The organism is Comamonas sp. C24C (assembly GCF_053345995.1).
The window spans coordinates 354390-373496 of record NZ_JBKFBC010000003.1 but is presented as its reverse complement, the minus strand read 5'-3'; the positions used below and the strand labels follow the sequence as shown (position 1 = coordinate 373496).

The 19107-nt window shown below is 63.1% G+C and carries 12 protein-coding genes and 1 riboswitch; of the genes, 6 read left to right on the top strand and 6 right to left on the bottom strand.

What is annotated here, in order from left to right; all coding sequences use genetic code 11:
* Positions 1-32 precede the first annotated feature (32 nt).
* Positions 33-2684 carry a DUF349 domain-containing protein gene (locus ACLBXN_RS08575; RefSeq protein ID WP_447611825.1) on the bottom strand — a complete coding sequence of 884 codons (2652 nt, stop codon included), beginning with the start codon at positions 2682-2684 and terminating at the stop codon, positions 33-35.
* Positions 2685-2899: 215 nt separating this feature from the next.
* Positions 2900-6793, bottom strand: a complete 3894-nt coding sequence (locus ACLBXN_RS08570; RefSeq protein ID WP_447611824.1) for a DUF748 domain-containing protein — start codon at positions 6791-6793, stop codon at positions 2900-2902.
* An 870-nt stretch (positions 6794-7663) separates the two neighbouring features.
* Here ACLBXN_RS08570 and ACLBXN_RS08565 point away from each other — a divergent pair.
* From ACLBXN_RS08565 to nrdR, 3 genes are all read left to right on the top strand, one after another.
* Positions 7664-8497: a lytic transglycosylase domain-containing protein gene (locus ACLBXN_RS08565; protein WP_211458673.1), complete on the top strand. Its 834-nt coding sequence runs from the start codon at positions 7664-7666 to the stop codon at positions 8495-8497.
* Between the two features lie 114 nt (positions 8498-8611).
* Positions 8612-8766: riboswitch (ZMP/ZTP riboswitch) on the top strand.
* 35 nt (positions 8767-8801) lie between these two features.
* Positions 8802-10049 carry a serine hydroxymethyltransferase gene (glyA, locus tag ACLBXN_RS08560; RefSeq protein ID WP_003053390.1) on the top strand — a complete coding sequence of 416 codons (1248 nt, stop codon included), beginning with the start codon at positions 8802-8804 and terminating at the stop codon, positions 10047-10049.
* Positions 10050-10070: 21 nt separating this feature from the next.
* Positions 10071-10553 carry a transcriptional regulator NrdR gene (gene nrdR / locus ACLBXN_RS08555; protein ID WP_087081895.1) on the top strand — a complete coding sequence of 161 codons (483 nt, stop codon included), beginning with the start codon at positions 10071-10073 and terminating at the stop codon, positions 10551-10553.
* Between the two features lie 131 nt (positions 10554-10684).
* On the opposite strand, the gene ACLBXN_RS08550 is transcribed toward nrdR, so the two are convergent.
* The 3 genes from ACLBXN_RS08550 to ACLBXN_RS08540 are packed head-to-tail and all read right to left on the bottom strand — an operon-like array spanning position 10685 to position 15152.
* Positions 10685-12520 carry a bifunctional metallophosphatase/5'-nucleotidase gene (locus ACLBXN_RS08550; RefSeq protein WP_447611823.1) on the bottom strand — a complete coding sequence of 612 codons (1836 nt, stop codon included), beginning with the start codon at positions 12518-12520 and terminating at the stop codon, positions 10685-10687.
* A 50-nt stretch (positions 12521-12570) separates the two neighbouring features.
* On the bottom strand, positions 12571-13668 hold the full coding sequence (gene aroC, locus ACLBXN_RS08545; RefSeq protein ID WP_447611822.1) for a chorismate synthase: 1098 nt from the start codon (positions 13666-13668) through the stop codon (positions 12571-12573).
* A 29-nt stretch (positions 13669-13697) separates the two neighbouring features.
* Positions 13698-15152 (bottom strand): CoA transferase, encoded by a 1455-nt coding sequence (locus ACLBXN_RS08540; RefSeq protein ID WP_447611821.1) that lies wholly within the window; start codon positions 15150-15152, stop codon positions 13698-13700.
* A gap of 171 nt (positions 15153-15323) precedes the next feature.
* On the opposite strand from ACLBXN_RS08540, the gene ACLBXN_RS08535 reads away from it, so the two are divergent.
* Complete coding sequence (locus ACLBXN_RS08535) at positions 15324-16604, top strand: citrate/2-methylcitrate synthase (protein ID WP_447611820.1); 1281 nt, start codon at positions 15324-15326, stop codon at positions 16602-16604.
* Between the two features lie 69 nt (positions 16605-16673).
* On the opposite strand, the gene ACLBXN_RS08530 is transcribed toward ACLBXN_RS08535, so the two are convergent.
* The gene (locus ACLBXN_RS08530; protein WP_003053381.1) at positions 16674-17126 is read right to left on the bottom strand and encodes a CBS domain-containing protein; all 453 of its coding nucleotides are present in this window, start codon (positions 17124-17126) and stop codon (positions 16674-16676) included.
* 254 nt (positions 17127-17380) lie between these two features.
* Here ACLBXN_RS08530 and ACLBXN_RS08525 point away from each other — a divergent pair, with 254 nt between their 5' ends.
* Together ACLBXN_RS08525 and ACLBXN_RS08520 are read left to right on the top strand one after the other, a co-directional pair.
* The gene (locus ACLBXN_RS08525) at positions 17381-18679 is read left to right on the top strand and encodes an O-acetylhomoserine aminocarboxypropyltransferase (RefSeq protein WP_447611819.1); all 1299 of its coding nucleotides are present in this window, start codon (positions 17381-17383) and stop codon (positions 18677-18679) included.
* Complete coding sequence (locus ACLBXN_RS08520) at positions 18679-19101, top strand: GNAT family acetyltransferase (protein ID WP_283485140.1); 423 nt, start codon at positions 18679-18681, stop codon at positions 19099-19101. The genes ACLBXN_RS08525 and ACLBXN_RS08520 overlap by 1 nt, the downstream gene beginning before the upstream one ends.
* The last annotated feature ends 6 nt before the right edge of the window (positions 19102-19107 follow it).

Sequence of the window (19107 nt, the reverse complement as noted above, 5' to 3'; positions counted from 1 at the left end):
CCGCCGCCCCTTATCGAGGCGGCGCCCATCACTTACTTGCGCAGCAATTGCTTGAGTGCGGCCTGCAGGCGACGGGCAGATGCCTCATCACTCGCACTGCCCAGCACCGTGGCCACATCCTGGCCCCAGGTCTGCTGCGGCGCAGGATCGTTGCGGCGAGTCAGCATCTGCAGCTGCAGCGCACGGCGTGCAGCCAGCTGATCGGCCGGGGTGTGCACGTCAGCAGCCATTTCCAGGCGCAGCAGAGCTTCCGCAGCATTGCCCTTGGGCGCGGCGGCCACGGCGCCGGACCAGGATGTACGCACAGGAGCCGTCACCTTGCCGCCCAGCTGCTGAGCCGATGGCAGCTGCGCCGCATCACGTGCCTGCCAGGCACCCAGCAACTGGGTCAGCGCTTCGCCATGGGCCTGGGCCGCCAGCTTGCGCAAAGCCTCCTGGGCATGCTCCACAGCATCACGCTGGGCACGGAATGCGGGATCGGCCAGACGAGGACCGCGCTCTTCACGCGCGAACTCGCGACGACCACGACCGGCATCGCGGCTGTCGCGACCATCACGTCCACCGCGCTCGCCACGGGCTGCATCTCGGCCACGGCCTCCATCCTTGCGATCGCCAGGACGGCCACCGACGGCAGCTGCCGCCTCCTTCTTCATACCAGGGCGGTCATCACCACGCACGGCGACCACGGGACGTGCCGGCTTGGCCACTGCCGCAGCTTCTGCCGCACCTGCTTCAGCGGCTGGCTCTGTCTGGGCTTGAGGCTGATTTTCGCCAGTCTTGGCAGGCTGAGCCTTGATGGCAGCCTCCAGCTCGGCTAGCGCTGCATGAATCTTCTGCGCATCGCCGCTGGCATTGGCCGCTTCAACCGCCTTGGATGCATCCAGCACACGACGATCATGCTCGGACAGCTCGACCGCTGCCTGGCTGCGACCACCACGCTCCACGCTCTTGCGATTGAAGGCATCATCCAGCGGCTTGCGGAATGCATCCCAAAGCTTTTGCTCATGCTTGCGATCCAGCGGCACCACCTGAGCCTCGGCCTGCCAGCGCTGCTGCAACGCCTTCACGGCATCGATGCGCAGGCTGGGCGCCGCACCCAGGGCCGTGGCTTCGTCGATCATGGCATGGCGACGCTCCAGGCTGGCCTTCTGCGCCGCCTGCAAGGGCGCTTCAGCAGCAGCCATGGCCTGCTTGAACAGAGGTTGCAGCTCGGCAAACAGCTTTTCGCCGATATGCCCGCTTTCGCGCCAGCGTTCGCCAAACTGGCGCAGTGCGCGCAGCATGTTCTTCCAATCCTGGCTCGCGGAATGCTCTGCGGCCCAGGCCTTGATTTCTTCGATCAGCGCCAGACGCTGGGCCTTGGCCTGCGTGCTGTCCTGGCGAATCTTGTCGTGCCAGGACTCGACCACCTTGTAGGCGGCATTGCAGGCCTCGTCGAACTTCTTCCACAGTGCATGATTGGCCGCAGCACCCTGGTCGGCCTGCTTCCACTGCTCGCGCAGGCTGCGCAGGGTTTCCTGGATCTTGCGGCCACCCAGAACCTGACCGTCGGGGCGGTTGAGCAAGGCCTCGGCCTTGGCCACCAGATCTTCGCGCAGCTTGTCGGCCAGCTGACGCTGCCAGCCATCGGCCTCGCCGGCAGCCAGCAGGGCGTCGTGCACTTCGCTCACGGTCGCTTCATCCACAAAGCGGCCATGGGTCTTGATGGCAGCGCGCATGGCTTGCACGGCTTCGGAGCCTGCCTTGCTGTTGCCGGCTGCGGTCTCGGCCTTCAGCGCCTCCAGCGCCTGGCCCAGGCCGGCCTTGGCGGCTTCGACCTGCTCGGAGGTGGGCTTGCCACGGCCACCGGCCGCTGCGCGTGGCGCAGCAGGCTTGGCCGCTTCCACAGCAGCAGCTTCAGGCGGCAAACCACGAGCCACACGGATTTCGTCAGCCCAGACCGGCACGGTGGGCAGCGGCGCAGACTCGTCGGCTGCAGCCGCTTCGGTCTGCGCAAGCGCAGACTGGAAGGCATCCCAAACCAGCGCCAGTTGTGCCGAAGCGGCTTCCAGCTGAGGCGGGAAACGGCCGTCCACGCTGCTCCAGCTGGCGTCACCCGTCAGCTCCTTGGCCTGCTCTTGCCAACGGGCCACATCAGCGCCCAGAGCCTCCAGCACAGCCTTGGCATCTTTCCAGGACTTGGTCGACAGCACTTCGATGCGCTGAGCAAGCAACAGCGCCACTTCGCGCTGCACCTGGGTGCGGTGCTGCAGGTCTTCCACGGCCTTCACACGCTCGACCAACTGGGCCTTGAATTGCGACAGCGGCTCGCGCGACAGTGCGGCGCCGGCCTTGGCGGCATCGCGCTGCCAGGCGGCTGCAGCGGCGGCGTCAAAGGGCACGGCTGCCAGCAGCGCCTCGGCCTTCTCGGCCCATTCCACCGAAATCTTTTCCTGATTTGCGGTGCGGCGGATTTCATCAAGGCGCTCACGCACGGCACGGGCAGCACTCTTGTCGCCCTTGCTCAGTTCCTTGTGAACGTCCTGGAGTTGCTCGACCGTGGGCTGGGTCGCCAGCCAGTCGCGAATGCGCGCGGCGCGATCACCCGAGGTCTCGGCGGAGAAAGCACCACCCGTCAATGCATCCAGCGGATGTTGCTCAGAATTCTTGGCAGAGGCCGGGTTCACTTCAGATGCATCAGACATGGTGCTGCTAGGAGAAATAGATGTCATGTAAGGGTCAGAAAATGCTTGGCAGCCACCGCAGTCAACGCTGCAACAGGCCAGAGCCAACCCACATGAGGGCAGACTTTCCAAGCGCAAGCCCAGGCACATGGGTGCCTAGGCAAACCGATATTTTCGCCTTTATTTAAAGGCAAGCCAAAAAATGCGAAATCGCAAGGTATTTCGCGGCGATTTCATCACTGCGCCGACAGGCTCAGCTGGGCACGCGGAGTCCAATCCTTGTCCTTCGGGTCCAGCTTGGGAGCGCCCAGGAACAGGCGCTCCAGCGGCAGCTGCTGCGTGGCCAGATAGTCCCGCACAGCCACGCCGCGCGCCAGTGCCAGCTCACGCATGGCATCGTCGGGCACCTTGATGCTGGCCACCAGCAGGGCCTTTATCTGATCGGCCGGCAGATCCTTGGCCAACCCGACCATGTTACGGGGCTTTTTGATGTCGGCGCGGCCGTAGACAGCCTTGAGCAAGGCCAGGCGCTCGGTTTCGCTGAACTCCGTCACCTCGTCGCCACTCTTGCCTTCGCGAATCACGTTGCGGCGCTTCTGGGCCAGCAGCAGGCGGTTCAGTTCCTCCGACTTCCAGGCCTCCTGGTCTTCGGCTTCGCGCGACTCACCCACCACCGTCATCTTGAGTGCCGGGCGGTCGTTGAGTGCCTTGACGATCTTGGCCAGTTGCTCCCTGGCCTGGCCATCGAGCTTCGCACTGCCAGGCGCAAAATTGACGGCACCCGACTCGTCGCCCCCCGAGAATGCGCCTGACAACAGCGCAAACGGCGCGGTCACGGCTTTCATGATGATGTTGCCGATCACCTTGAAGATGATGGGAGCCAGACGGAACTGCGGATCGTTGAGCGAGCCGCTCAGCGGCACATCCAGATCGATCACGCCGTTGCGGTCGGACAGCAGGGCCACGGCCAGCTTGACGGGCAGCGACGCGGGCGCGCCTTCGACCTTGTCACCAAAGGTCAGCTGACGCAGCACCAGCTTGTTCGAAGCCGTGAGCTGTCCATCGGGCTGCACCTTGTAGTTCACATCCATATAGAGCTTGCCGCGCTCTATGCCATAGCCCGCGTACTTGATGGAATATGGCGACAGCGGCGACAGCTCCAAATCATTCATCTGGGCGCGCACATCCAGCGCCAGAGGCTTGGCCAGCGGATTGATCTTGCCGCTGATATCGAGCTTCGCCGTGCCCTGGGCCCGGCCCTTGATTTCAAGATCGGCCATTTGCGGTTCGGCCTGGCCTGCAGGGGCCTGTGAAGAGAAGGCACTCAGACGGCCGGTCAGCTCACTCAGATCGGCCGAGTAGTTGGGCTGGATGAAGTAGTCGGAGAACTGCACCTTGCCGCCCGTCAGCACAATCGGTCCAACCTTGATGATGGGCGCAGGCCCACTGTCCTCGGGCTTTGCCGGCTCTTCCACAGGCTTGCTGGCTTCGGGCTTCTGGCCCGCCGCCACCTTGGCATTCGCCTCTTCGTTCTGCGCGACGGACTGTTCGGACTTTTCGGTCTTCACAATGTCCTGCAGATTGATGCGACCGTTGCGCTGCACGATGACGCGCGCAAAAAAATCGCTCAATGCCGTCTCGCGCACGCTCACGCGCAGCGGCTGGGCCGGTTGCATGCTCAGATCCAGCCCGCGCACGGCCAGCGTCTTCCAGGCCAGCAGATCATCGCCCAGGCCCAGGCCGGTACGCGCTGCCAGCGCCTTGGCGCGGTCCGCCGTGGAGTCATTGAGCACCGCCGTCAGCGCGCCCTTGGCGGTGCTGGGCTTGCCGGCCTCCTCTTGCACCGGAGCAGCCAGCGTGGAGCGCACGCGCAGGTCGTTGAGTTCGACATCCCCCGACACGGACACTTGCGGTCCCTTGGCATGGGCCAGATAGTTGAGCCGGCCGCGGAAGTTGCCATCGGCACGCACCAGATCCACATTGAGCTTGTGAGCAAAGTACGGCTCCAGTGCATGCAGCGGCACGGCACGAGCCTGCAGTTGACCCTGAGCCGAGACCGGCGTCAGGCCCAGCAGCCCCTTGAACTGAATTTGGCCAGCCTGCACCCGGCGATTGGCCGAGAGCTGAGCCGAGACCTCCAGCGGGGTCGGCGCCGCCTTGGCCGCCAGCGGCTCGAAAGCGCCCAGGCGCACGCGCAAGGCGCTCACATCCAGCTGTACCGGCTGCGCACTGCGGCCTTGCACAGGTGCGGCATCGCGGAACTGCAGCGCACCGCCATCCACGGCAATCGCTGCGAGCTTGACCGACCAGGGCTGGCCTGGCTCCGTCTTGCCCCCCTGGCTTGTCGATCTGGCTGCCGGCACTGCGGCAGGCAGCCAGCGCTCGTACATCCAGCGCCCTTGAGCATCGCGCAGCGCCGCCAGCTGAGGTTTCTGGACTGCGATGGCCTCCACCTGCACCTGCCGGGCAGAGAGATCGACCTGAACGCCGCTAACCTTGACCTGCTCGATATTGACGGGAGCCTGCTTGTCCTGCAGCTGCAGCTTGTCGGCAGTCAGCTCGGTCACTTCCGCCACCACCCCGCCCTCGCCCCAGGAAATCCCGGCATCGGTATTGAGCATGGCGCTGAGCTGCGGCGTGAAGTGCGCTTGCACATAGGACTGCAGCCATTGCAGCGGCAACTGCTCCAGCTTGAGGCTGAGCTTGCCGGCCTTGAGCGTGGCCTCACCATCCACAGCCAGTCTGGCCTCCTCTTGCGCCCGAGGCTGGCCGCCTGTTTGCACTCCCGCGGAGGCCTTCAGATGCAAAGCTTCATTCATGGGCCAGGCCAGGCTTCTGGCCTGCAGGGTCAACGGAGCCAGCGTCAGCGCCGCAGGTACCGCACCTGTTGCAGCATCCTGCCAATGCACGATGCCGCCTTCAATATCGAACTGCTGCACGCCAACGACCAAGGGGTTCGGCTTCTCAGCCTTCGCATTTGCCTGGGCCGGATTGCTGGCCTCGACGGAAGCGGGCTCAGGCCCGGCCTTCTCAAGCGGCGCTGCGGGGGCGACGGCCGGCGCATTCAGCCCCAGCCAGTTGATCACGCCTTGTGCGTTGCGGCTGGCATGTACCTCCGGCTTGATCCAGCGCACCGTCTCCAGCGCAATCTGGTTCTGCAGCGGTTGAACATTCTGGAGCTGCACTTCCAGCGCATCAAAGCTCAGCAGCGGCGCGCCCTGGCGGTCCTGCAAAGCGACCTCGCTCAAGGCCAGCTTGCCGCTGATGCGAACCACCGGCTGGTCTTTTTCCTCGAAGCTGACCTGCAGATCCGTATCGAGCATTCCCGAGAGAGGCTGCACCGGAACGCTGGCAGGCACATAGCCCAGATAAGGAGTCAGATCGATGTGGTCCCATTTGAGATGCATCGCCGTCTGGCGACTGTCCGTGAATGGCGTGCTCTCACCCGATGTATCGAACTTGCTGCCGTTGAGATCGAAAGCCAGATGCGGCAACACCTTGATCTCGCGCTTGGACGCCAGATTGCTGATGAAGGGAATGCTCAGCTGCAAGTCCTTGAGCTCATGCTTGCGCTGCACCGACTCGTCATTGAGTTCGATACGGCCGTCGCGCAAGGCAATGTTGTAGAGCGCAAAGCTCACGGGCTTGGCTGGCTCTTCGTCATCGGGCTCCATGAGCCGGGCAATCACATCGTCGATATCGAGCTTGCCGAGCGAATACTGAGTCAGGCGCACCACGGGTGCATCGACCTCGATGGCATCCAGCACAGGTGCGAGCCTGAACAGTGATTGCGCACTGGCATTGATGAAGATGCGCTTGATCTCCAGCTGGGGCTCTGCGGCAGACTTCAGGTCTTTCTGAGCTGAAACGCCTTCTGCATCAGCGGTTTCAGCTACTTTTTTAATTGCTTTATCAATCACCAGATCATGCAGGGTGATGGACATCGCCCAGGGCGCAAACTCGATCTTGCCCACATGGACGCCGCGCCCCAGCTTCTCGGCAGCCCGTTTTTCCAGCTGGCTCTTGGCCACCCAGGGCACCAGCGCCCACAGCAGCAGCCATAACAGCAAAAGAGCAAGAACAGACCAGATCAGCCGACGAAGCCAGCGATTCGATGTGAGCAAGGACATGAGGATTTGTTATTGATGCAGGGATTGAAAGCCTTCCAAGACTCTCAGGGGCAGGACCCGCCACGCGCCCGTGGACACCACTGTACCTTGAGCGCATACAGGTGTATCTAGATTGCGCTCTATATATAGATAGAGGCAAGAGGCGTTTCCAGGGAGAAGTTTGCGTCATCGGCATGCCCACCAGAGACAGATGAACGCGAAAAAATGCAAACAATGCGCTGCAGCACGAGACATCGCCAGAAACGACAAAGCCCGGAAGTGGCGAAACCGACTTCCGGGCTTCACGGCCGGTACCAGACCGGGCCGTTTTCGCGGTTCAAGGAGGGTGTGGTCCTTGCCGCTGGAAGCAACGATTGCTCCCTTTTGTGCCTCAAGCGAAGATAAAGAGCAAGTGCCAACAGCCCATGGAATCAAAGGCCTCGGCGGAGTTTGCTTTTCCTTTCCTTTGGCAAGCACCTGCAACTTGCAGGCAGATTCACTATATCTGTGCTCGCGTAGGGCTACCAGGCTTTTTGCACTTTATTTCGCCTTGATGACAAATAAAACGATGTGAGCGTATACACCTCTTGAATCCGTGATTTTTTGCTGTAATTTTTTGAGCAAACTGTACATTCATACAGTTTTTATATAATTTTAAAATCTAAAAAGTATTTTTGTTAGTGTTGACTGAATATTTAGGACGCTTCTAGAATCCGCCAGCGCTCGAAATGAGCGTTTTTTGTTTCCGCTGCCTCACGACTGAGCAGACCGATCGGCGCCCCGAGGGGCGCTTTTAATCGGCCCGCAGCAAACCTCATCGGCCAGTTGTCCTGGTTGCACCGCGAGATTGATCCGGTGCGACCTCGGGCGATAGCCAAGAAAGGACAAGCTATGCCAGCGTCAGGAAAATTAATCGCCTCCGCGCGAACGTTGGGCCATAAGACGGCCCACGGTTTTCTTGCTCTTACTCACAACGGTTTCGCCCTGCTGGGCTTGGCCGTGGCCATTTCGGCCCTGATTTTGATCTCTCGTCCGGACCTGCGTCTGGCCGGCGCCACCGAACTGCGCGAGTGGCTCGATACACGCCTGCCCGCCAGCACCGTTGTGGCTGCCGCCGAAGTGGAGGAAGCCCCCGCTTCCGCCAACCTCGTCGTCGCCAGCGACCGCGCCACGGCCGTCAACCCCAAGAACCTGCCCAAGGAGCAGGCGGCTGTCGCCTACTGGCTCAGCAAAAAATACCGGGTGGCGCCCGAGCCGATTGCCGCACTGGTCAGCGAAGCCTATGCCCAGGGCAAGGCCAACAAGCTGGACCCGACGCTGATTCTGGCCATCATGGCGATTGAATCGAGCTTCAACCCGTTTGCCCAAAGCTCGGTCGGCGCCCAGGGCCTGATGCAGGTGATGACCTCCGTGCACACCGACAAGTATGAAAGCTTTGGCGGCCAGCATGCGGCCTTCGACCCTGTCACCAACCTCAAGGTCGGCGTCAAGGTGCTCAAGGAATGCATTGCCCGCGCCGGCTCCATCGAAGGCGGCCTGCGCTACTACGTGGGCGCAGCCAACCTTCCTTCGGACGGCGGCTATGCGGCCAAGGTGCTTGCCGAACACCAGCGCCTGCGCCAGGGCGTGGGCCTGCAGGCCAGCCCGCTGATGACGGCCAAGTCCGAAGCAGCCACCAAGGTCTCCCACGCCCAGCAGGTGGCCCTGGCCGACTCCAACCTCTAAGCGACAGATCCCCGTATTTCTCAAGCTGGCTTCGGCCAGCTTTTTTTATGCCTGGCAAGGCTTTGAGGGAAAAACGGGCATAGGCCTTGGAGCCATGCCAGCTCAGCTACACTAGCGGGTGTACGCAACTGGCGATAGGCGCAGAATTTTCTGCCGCTGACGTGGAAACCGGCAGACTGCAAGGTCTGTGAACCACCGGGGAGCGTACCGCCCAGAGCCGCAGCGACTGCAGCCTGCAAGCGTTTCAGCCGTTCGCCTGGGCAGCCCTTGGCCTCAAGGGAATATCTAAGTTCATAGGACTGCCATGTTTCAACGCACCGATACCGTCGCGAAAGTCGACCCCGAACTGTTTGCAGCTATTGAAGCTGAAAACCATCGCCAGCAAGAGCACATCGAGCTGATCGCCAGCGAGAACTACTGCTCGCCCGCCGTGATGGAAGCCCAGGGCTCCCAGCTGACCAACAAGTACGCCGAAGGCTATCCCGGCAAGCGCTACTACGGTGGCTGCGAGCATGTGGACGTGGTCGAGCAGCTGGCCATTGACCGCATCAAGCAGATCTTTGGCGCCGAAGCCGCCAACGTGCAACCCAATTCCGGCTCTCAGGCCAACCAGGCGGTGCTGATGGCTTTCGCCAAGCCCGGCGACACCATTCTGGGCATGAGCCTGGCCGAAGGCGGTCACCTGACCCACGGCATGGCGCTGAACATGTCCGGCAAATGGTTCAAGGCCGTCTCCTACGGTCTGAATGCCGACGAAGCCATCGACTACGACAAGCTCGAAGAGCTGGCCCGCGAACACAAGCCCCGCATCATCGTGGCCGGCGCTTCCGCCTATGCCCTGCGCATCGATTTCGAGCGCTTCGCCAAGATCGCCAAGGAAGTCGGCGCCATCTTCTGGGTGGACATGGCCCACTATGCCGGCCTGATCGCCGCAGGCGTGTACCCCAACCCCGTGCCCCACGCCGACGTGGTCACCACCACCACCCACAAGAGCCTGCGCGGCCCTCGTGGCGGCGTGATCCTGATGAAGGCCGAGCACGAGAAGGCCATCAACAGCGCCATCTTCCCCGGCCTGCAAGGCGGCCCCCTGATGCACGTCATCGCCGGCAAGGCCGTGGCCTTCAAGGAAGCCCTGACTCCCGAGTTCAAGGCCTACCAGGAACAGGTCGTGAAGAATGCCAAGGTGTTTGCCGAAACACTGACCGAGCGCGGTCTGCGCATCGTCTCCGGCCGCACCGAAAGCCACGTGATGCTGGTGGACCTGCGCGCCAAGGGCATTACCGGCAAGGCTGCCGAAGCGGCTCTGGGTCTGGCTCACATCACCGTGAACAAGAACGCCATCCCCAACGACCCCGAGAAGCCTTTCGTGACCAGCGGCATCCGTATCGGCACGCCCGCCATGACCACCCGTGGTTTCGGTGAGGAAGAAGCCCGCATCACCGCCAATCTGGTGGCCGATGTGCTGGACAAGCCCGAAGACGAAGCCAATCTGGCCGCCGTGCGCGCCAAGGTGGCCGAGCTGACTGCCAAGTTCCCTGTCTACAGCAAGTAAATCCTGCTGCGCTGAGCTGTCATGAAGTGCCCCTTCTGCAACCATCCGGACACGCAAGTGGTTGAGACCCGCGAGTCCGAGGACGGGGGCTTCATCCGCCGCCGCCGCCGCTGCGGCGGCTGCGACAAGCGCTTCACGACCTACGAGCGCCCCGAGGTCAGCTTTCCGACCGTGGTCAAGAGAGACGGCCGCCGTATCGAATACGAGCGTGCCAAGCTGCAAGGCTCTTTTCAGATCGCGCTGCGCAAGCGCCCCGTGAGCACCGAACTCATCGATGCAGCCATAGAGCGCATCGAGGACAGGCTGCTCAATCTGGGCCAGCGTGAAATCGATTCCAGCCGCCTTGGCGAGCTGGTGATGGATGAACTCAAGGGCCTGGACAAGGTCGGCTATATCCGGTTTGCCAGCGTATACCGCAGCTTCGAGGATGTGGACGACTTCAAGAACATCATGGATGAGGTTCGCAGTCCCAAGGCCAAGGCCGCCAGAAAGCCCCAGGCCTGACCGCCGCCATGACAAAAGCCACCTTCGGGTGGCTTTTGTTTTGTGCACTTGATGGCAGGCATCCGCTATCAACTTATGAGCACCTGGCGCATGATTTCAGAGGATATAAGATAGATTTTTATCTGATTTCCTTAATCCACACGCGTAATGCGCTCCTTTAAAGGTAGCACCATCGGACCACTGCGGCTTTGCTCGCGCACATGCTCGGCCAGGGCATCCAGATCCGGCATGCCGCCCACCACATCGATGCCTTGCGCGAAGATGCTGAAGTTGTCGCCGCCGCTGCCCAGATAGCTCTGCAGTCCCACGCGGTAGCGCTGCGACATCTCTAGCCGCCGGCCGTTCAGGCGCAACTCGCTCACGCGCCGGCCCGCGGGCTGGCGGCGATCGAAGCGATAGCTGAAGCCCTCGGACACCTGCAGGATGCGCGGCGCATTCACGGTGTTGCTGCCGCTGCCGAATTGCTGCTCCAGCACCTGGCGAATCTGCTCGCCCGTCAGACTCATCACCATCAGCGTATTGCCGAACGGCTGAACGCTGAACAGCTGGCCATAGTTCACGCTGCCGTCGGCCGCGGGCAGCAGGTCGGCGCGCACACCGCCGGGGTTCACAAACGCCAGTTGCGCTGCGCCCGCGGCGGCATCGCGCGTGGCCGCAAGTATGGCGTCGGCCACGATGCGCCCCATCACGCTTTCGCCATTGGCTTGCGGCATGCGGCTGACAGGTCCGGCCAGCCGCCCTGCAACGGCCTCGGCCAGCGGCCGCGCCGCAGCCTTGTAGCGCGCCACCAGCGCTGCCACTTCGGCATCGGCGTCAAAGACCGGAAACTCGGGCTGCAAGCCCACCTGACCACCAGCGCTGCGATAGGCCTCGCCCTGCACGATGGTCTGGTGCGCCGACTTGCGGCTGACGCGGCGTGTGCGCGCATCCACGGTCAGTCTGACTTCGGTCAGCAGCGTGCCGTACTGACCCGCGCTGGTCAGCAAGAACGGCTTGCGGGCATTCACCCTGGCGTAATCGCACACATAGGAACGGTGGGTATGGCCGGAGATCACCACATCGACCTCGCTGGAGAGCTGCTCCAGAATCGGCACGATAGCGCCGGACAGGCCCTGGCAGCTATCGTCCTGCAGGCCCGACGTGGTGGCTCCGCCCTCATGGATCAGCACCACGATCACATCGGCCCCCTGCGCACGCAGCTGGGGGATCAGAGCATTGGCCGTCTGTGCCTCGTCGGCGAATGTCAGCCCTCTGACCCCGCTGGGCCGCACCATATGCGGCGTGTTCCTGAGCGTCATGCCGATGAAGCCCACGCCTATGCGCAGACCGTCCTGCTCGAAGAACTTCAGCCCCGTCGCGGGAAACAGCGACCGACCGTCGCCGCGCAACGTATTGGCAGCGAGAAACGGAAACTGCGCGCCCCTGAAGGGCTGGCTGATCTGGCATGGCTGCTTGCTGATGAATTTCTCGCAGCCACCGTTTTGCATGCGCTGCAACTCGGCTACGCCCTGGTCGTATTCGTGATTGCCGGTGGCTGCAAAGTCCACCCGCATGAGATTGAGCACCTCTATCGTCGGCTCATCGAGAAACAGCGCCGAGACCATGGGCGAAGCCCCGATCATGTCCCCTGCCGTGACCAGCGCCACATGGCGGCTGGCCTGGCGACGCTGGGCGATGGCCCGGGCCATGTAGGCCACGCCGCCGGCGGGCACGACAACGTTGCGGCCCTGCGCGTTCTGCGCCGTCACCGCCAGTCCGGGCGGCTCCAGATGGCCGTGCAGGTCGTTGAAGCCCAGCACGGTGATCTCCATGCTGGCAGGCCTTGTCACACCACCGCTGCATGCGCTCAAGCCCAATGCGAGCAGCGCAGCGCAGAGGGGAGCGCAGACCTTGTGAAAAGCACAACGCCAGCCTGGCGACAGGGCGCGAGACTGGCGTTGATCCGGTTTTTTGTCGGTTGCAACCATCGGACTCTCCTGAGTCAGAGCTTGTAACGCACAAAAAGGTCTGGGTGATGTCAGCTGACCGAGGCCGGAATCGGAGCCAGACCGGAATCCACATCGGCATTCTGCGCGCGGTGGCGCAGCGCATGGTCCATCACCACCAGCGCCAGCAGCGCCTCGGCAATCGGCGCGGCACGAATGCCCACGCAAGGGTCGTGGCGCCCCTTGGTGATGACTTCGGTGCTCTGGCCGTGCACGTCGATGGATTCACGTGGCGTGATGATGGAGCTGGTGGGCTTGATGCCGATGCGCACTTCCAGGTCCTGGCCGGTGCTGATGCCGCCCACGATGCCGCCCGCGTTATTGCTGCGAAAACCCTCGGGGCTCAGCGAGTCGCCGTGCGTGGTGCCGCGCTGGGCCACGCTGTCGAAGCCTGCGCCGATCTCCACGGCCTTGACCGCATTCAGGCCCATCATGGCGTAGGCGATGTCGGCGTCCAGGCGGTCATACAAAGGCTGGCCCAGGCCGACCGGCATATTGCTGGCGTTCACACGCAGCGCCGCGCCGCAGGAATCGCCGCTCTTGCGCAGCTGCTCCATGTATTCCTCGAAACGGCTCACATCGGCCACGGGCGCGAAGAAGGGGTTGTGAGGCACATGCTCCCAGCTCTCGAAGCCTATGGACAGCTCGCCGATCTGGGTCATGCAGGCGCGGAACTCGGTACCGAACTTTTCCTTGAGCCATTTCTTGGCCACGGCACCTGCGGCCACGGTGGGCGCCGTCAGACGTGCCGAGGAGCGACCGCCGCCGCGCGGATCACGGATGCCGTACTTCTGGAAATAGGCATAGTCGGCATGACCGGGGCGAAAGCTCTGCGCAATATTGGAGTAATCCTTGCTGCGCTGATCGGTATTGCGGATCAGCAGGGCGATCGGCGTACCCGTGGTCTTGCCCTCGTACACGCCGGAGAGAATCTCCACTGCATCGGGCTCGTTGCGCTGGGTGACGAACTTGCTGGTGCCTGGGCGACGCCGATCCAGATCATGCTGGATATCCGCCTCGCTCAAGGCCATGCCCGGGGGGCAGCCATCAATCACACAGCCAATGGCCGGACCGTGGGACTCACCGAAATTGGTGACCGTGAAAATTGTGCCGAAGGTATTGCCGCTCATAGACCGTCAATTATGCCTGCAGCGCCTGCTCACCACCGCGGCTGACTGCTGCCGGGCAGCATGGATGCATGGTCCCAGGCCACCGGCGTGTGCGAGAACCTGGCGCTGTGACGCACGGCCTGCAACTTGCCAAAGCCGCTGTCCAATGTCTGCAGATAGGGCGCAATATCAGGCCTGGCCTCTGTCCAGGCATGGTCCGCGACCTGCACCCGCCCCAAGCCACGCAACCAGTGCGCCACACCAGCTAGGGTGACACGCACACGCCAGCTCCCTCCCTGCTGCGCTTGACGAAGCAAGGCAGTCTCTATGCCAAAGGCCAGCCAGAACCCTGCACCATAGTCCAGCGCCTGCATGGGCAGCGCGCGGGGCTGGGCCGAGCCATGCGCGGCGGCCTCGTCCTCGTTGATGCCGCTGGCCGTCTGCACCAGAGAATCAAAGCCGCGCCGCCCGGCCCATGGCCCCTCCCATCCATAGGCGCAAAGTTCGGCCACCACCAACCCGGGCCGCATCTGCAGCAGTTGCTCCGTGCCAAAGCCCTTGGCCTGCAAAGCCCCGGGGCGGTAGGCCTGCATGAAGACATGGGCACCCCCTACCAGCATGCTCAGGGCATCGCGTCCTGCGACCTCATTCATATCCGCATATGTGGACCGCTTGCCCCTGCTGGTATCGGCAATAGCCTCGATATTGGGCAAATGCGGGCTGTTGACCAGCATCACATCCGCGCCATAGGCGGCCAAAGTACGCCCTGCAACCGGCCCGGCCAGAATGCGCGTGAGATCCAGCACCCGCAACCCCGCCAGCGGCCGCTGCCCGTTCTGTTGTCCCGGCCAGGGCAATGCTGGAGCATCGCCCACTCGCTCTATCTGCACCAGCCCAGCACCGGCCCCCCCATCCTCCTGACCCAATGACTGCCACTGGGCATGGCTGCGCGATGCGGCCACCGGCAAGCCACGGATGGCTGCCTGTGTCTCGAAGTCCTGCGCACGCCAATGGGCCAGCGCCTGAGCCACGGCCTCGCGTGGAGTGGCTGCGCCCTCGGGCAGCCCCAGCAAGGCCAGCGCCCCGTCGCGGTGATGATCGAAATTGGCATGAATACGAACCCAGCCTGGTTCGCCCACCGCCTGGCCGCAGGCATACAGACCGGAGACTGGCGCCCACTGGTCAGGCCTTCGTCCGTCCAGGGTGAAATAGCCGCTGGACTCGAATGCCGCATGCTGGGCATCCACCGTCACCACTTGCACAGGGCGACGGGGCTGACGCAGCTGCTCTATCTGCGTGGCCGCCAGCGCTGCCGCTGCCACGCTGGCCTGCACCGCATCCACCACGGCAAAGCTGCTGACAAAGCCGCGGGCCCTGCCCGTCAACCGCAGCTGCGATAAGGCCTGTGCTGGCAAACCGGCCAACTCCCACTGCTGCTGCAGCGCTGCACGAGCCCGCTGTGCGGACGCTGCGGAAGAAGAAAAGCAAAGACTGGCTGTAGACATCGAAACTCCTGGCAAGCGCCGTAAACCCATGTCTTGCATTGCACGCGCCATGGTCCATGGCCGTCAATCTTGATTGGCCCAATCGACTGCGGACAGAACACACTCGCCATCAACCAGTCGGCAGGCGCTACGATGCTGGGCAATCACCCCTCATCGCCTGATCGACTGCCCATGTCCGCTGATACGCCCTCTTCCTCCCCATGGCTGCAGGCGGCAGAAGCTGCAGCCATGCTGGGGGTGCAGCGCGCCAGCCTCTACAGCTATGCCAGTCGCGGCCTGTTGAAGGCTCAACGACTGGCCGGCAGGCGCGGCACCGTCTACCTGCTGTCTGATGTGCAGCGTCTCGTGCGCCAGCGGCAGGCCGTGCGCAACCCCGCACAACTGGCCCAATCCACCCTGGACTGGGGTCAGGCAGTGCTGGACTCGGCCATCACCCTGGTGCGCGACGGACAGCTTTACTACCGCGGCCACAGCGCCGTACAACTGGCACAGAGCGCCACTTTGGAAGAAACCGCAATGCTGCTCTGGCAGCAAGGCAGCGCAGACCCCGCCGGGGTCGATGAGCCGCCGGCAAGATTGGGTGCTCGGCACATGCCCCGTAGCGCGGCACAGGCACTGGCCACATGGTTTGGCATGGCAACGGTGCCGGGAAATCATCTGGCACTGCTGCACTGCATGGGAGATGTATTGCTGGGTCTGCCGCCACCAGCCAGCGCATCCAGTTCAAAGCCATCTGCGCAACCTGTGACGCTTGTGCCACTGCATCAGCGCCTAGCCGCCAGTTGGCAGCCCGATGCAGATGCTGATGCCAACGTCGATGCCGCCAATGTGCTGCGTAGCGCCCTGGTACTGTGCGCCGACCATGAGCTCAATGCATCCAGTTTTGCCGCACGCGTGGTTGCGTCCACCGGCGCCAGCCTGCATGCCAGCGTCGGAGCAGGGCTGGCCGCATTGTCCGGCCCACTGCATGGCGGCATGACCCAGCACATCAGTGCTCATTGGGATGAATGGCATGTCAGACCGCCCAAGGCACCCCTGGCAGCCTCGTTGCTGGCCTTGCTGGAAGCCACGCAGACCGGTCAGACACCGCACTACCTGGCAGGATTTGGCCACCCGCTCTACCCTTCAGGCGACCCGCGCAGCGCCTACCTGCTGGCCCAGCTGCCATTTGACGCCCAGCGCGAAAACCTGATCGACCAGGTCCATGCGACCACTGGACTACACCCAAGTCTGGACTACAGCCTGGTGGCCATTGAACGCGCCCTGCGCCTACCGCCAGGCGCGGCCTTTGTGCTGTTTGCCCTGGGCCGCACCGCGGGCTGGATTGCCCATGCACTGGAGCAGCAGGCTACGGGCCAGTTGATACGACCGCGCGCGCAATACACCGGCGCCCAGCCCACTACAGACGTGGAGGCAGAGCCCACGCAGCTCGGCCGCATCATCCGCTTCTAGGCGGTTGTCCGGGCCGCAAAAAACGGCCCGAAGGCCGCCTGACTCAGATGCAGAACTGCTGCGCAGTCATTACTCCGCGCCCTGGCGCTCGCCTTCGGGCCAGTCGCGGATATAGGCCTTGAGCATGCGGTTCTCGAAGTTCTGGCTGTCCACCACGGCCTTGGCCACGTCATACAGCGAGATCACGCCCATCAGCATGCGCTTGTCCATCACCGGCATATAGCGCGCATGGCGATCCAGCATCATGCGGCGCACCTCGTCCATATCGGTTTCCATGGTGCAGGTCATGGGCGCGTCGTCCATGGCGCCGCGCACGGAAATGTTCTCCACGCCGCCGGTCTTCACAAAGCCCTGGATCACTTCGCGGAAGGTGAGCATGCCCACCACATCGCCGTGATCCATCACGACCAGCGAGCCGATGTCCTTCTCCGACATCACCTGCACCGCCGCGGCCAGGCTTTCATCGGGCGACACCGTGTACAGGGTATTGCCTTTGACGCGCAGGATGTCACTAACTTTCATTGCTGTTCTCCGAAGTCTGTTTGGCACGCTGTGGCAGCTTTTGTCCTGCATGTGTCAGCACATGCGGCATCGCTTTGCACAGAATGCAGGTGCGTGCACAAATATAGCCCACAATGGCTTGCATTGAGAAAAACTAAAACAATGACGAAACATATGAATTTCCACATATTCATTCGTCTATTCGACCAAATTGATCTTTGATTGCCTGCTCGATCACACATTGCGTCAATCAATACCAGCCATGGAGACACAACATGCCCGGTTACTCTGACCCCGGCTTCGACACCCTGAGCCTGCATGCAGGCGCCCAGCCCGACCCCGCAACCGGCGCACGCGCCGTGCCCATCCATCTGACGACCTCCTTCGTCTTCGAATCCAGCGACCACGCGGCCAGCCTGTTCAATCTGGAACGCCCCGGCCATGTCTACAGCCGCATCTCCAACCCCACCAATGCGGTGCTTGAGCAACGCGTCTCGGCCCTGGAAGGCGGCGTAGGCGCGATTGCCGTGGCCAGCGGCCAGGCGGCACTGCACCTGTCCATTGCCACGCTGATGGGCGCGGGCAGCCATATCGTGGCCAGCACGGCCCTGTATGGCGGCTCGCAAAACCTGCTGCACTACACGCTGGCGCGCTTCGGCATAGAGACCACCTTCGTCAAGCCAGGCGACATCGATGGCTGGAAGGCTGCGGTGCGCCCCAACACCAAGCTGTTCTTCGGCGAAACCGTGAGCAACCCCGGACTCGATGTGCTGGACATTCCCACGGTCAGCCAGATCGCCCACGAAGCCGGCGTGCCGCTGCTGGTGGACTCGACCCTGACCTCGCCCTGGCTGATCAAGCCTTTCGAGCATGGCGCGGACATCGTCTACCACTCGGCCACCAAGTTCCTGTCCGGCCACGGCACCGTGATCGGCGGCATCGTCGTCGATGGCGGCAACTTCGACTGGGAAAAATCGGGGCGCTTTCCCGAGCTGACCCAGCCCTATGACGGCTTTCACAACATGGTGTTCAGCGAGGAGTCCACCACCGGCGCCTTCCTGCTGCGCGCCCGCCGCGAGGGCCTGCGTGACTTCGGCGCCTGCATGAGCCCGCACAGCGCCTGGCTGATCCTGCAAGGCATAGAGACTCTGCCGCTGCGCATGGAGCGCCATATGCGCAACACCGAAAAAGTGGTGCAGTTCCTCGCCAGCCACCCTCTGGTCAGTCGCGTGGGCCACCCCATGCTGGAGACCCACCCCTCGCACGTCCTGTCCAGGAAGCTGCTGCCGCGCGGCGCCGGCTCGGTGTTCAGCTTTGACATTGCCGGCAACCGCAACCAGGGCAAGAAGTTCATCGAAACGCTGAAGGTCTTCAGCCATCTGGCCAATGTGGGCGACTGCCGCTCGCTGGTGATCCATCCCGCCAGCACCACGCACTTCCGCATGAGCGACGAGGCTCTCGCCCAGGCCGGCATAGGCCAAGGCACGATCCGCCTGTCGATCGGACTGGAAGACGCCGACGACCTGATCGACGACCTCAAGCGTGCGCTGAAGGCGGCCGAGAAAGCCGTCTGATGCAGGTTCGAGCCTTCACGCCGGCAGACACCGAGGCCGTCGTCCAGCTATGGCAGGACTGCGAGCTGACCCGCCCCTGGAACGATCCGCACAAGGACATTGCGCGCAAGCTCAGCGTCTCGCCCGACCTGTTCTGGCTGGGCTGCGACGCGGATGGCCGGATCATCGCCAGCATCATGGTCGGCTATGACGGCCACCGCGGCTGGATCAACTACCTGGCCGTGCACCCTGCGCATCAGCGCCGGGGCCATGCACGCCAGCTGATGCAGCGCGCCGAACAGACACTGAGCGAACTGGGCTGCCCCAAGCTCAACCTGCAGGTGCGTGCGGGCAATGAAGCGGTGCTCGCCTTCTACGAAAGACTGGGCTATGCCGACGACCAGACACTGAGCCTGGGCAAGCGGCTGATTCCCGATCTTTGAGCCGCT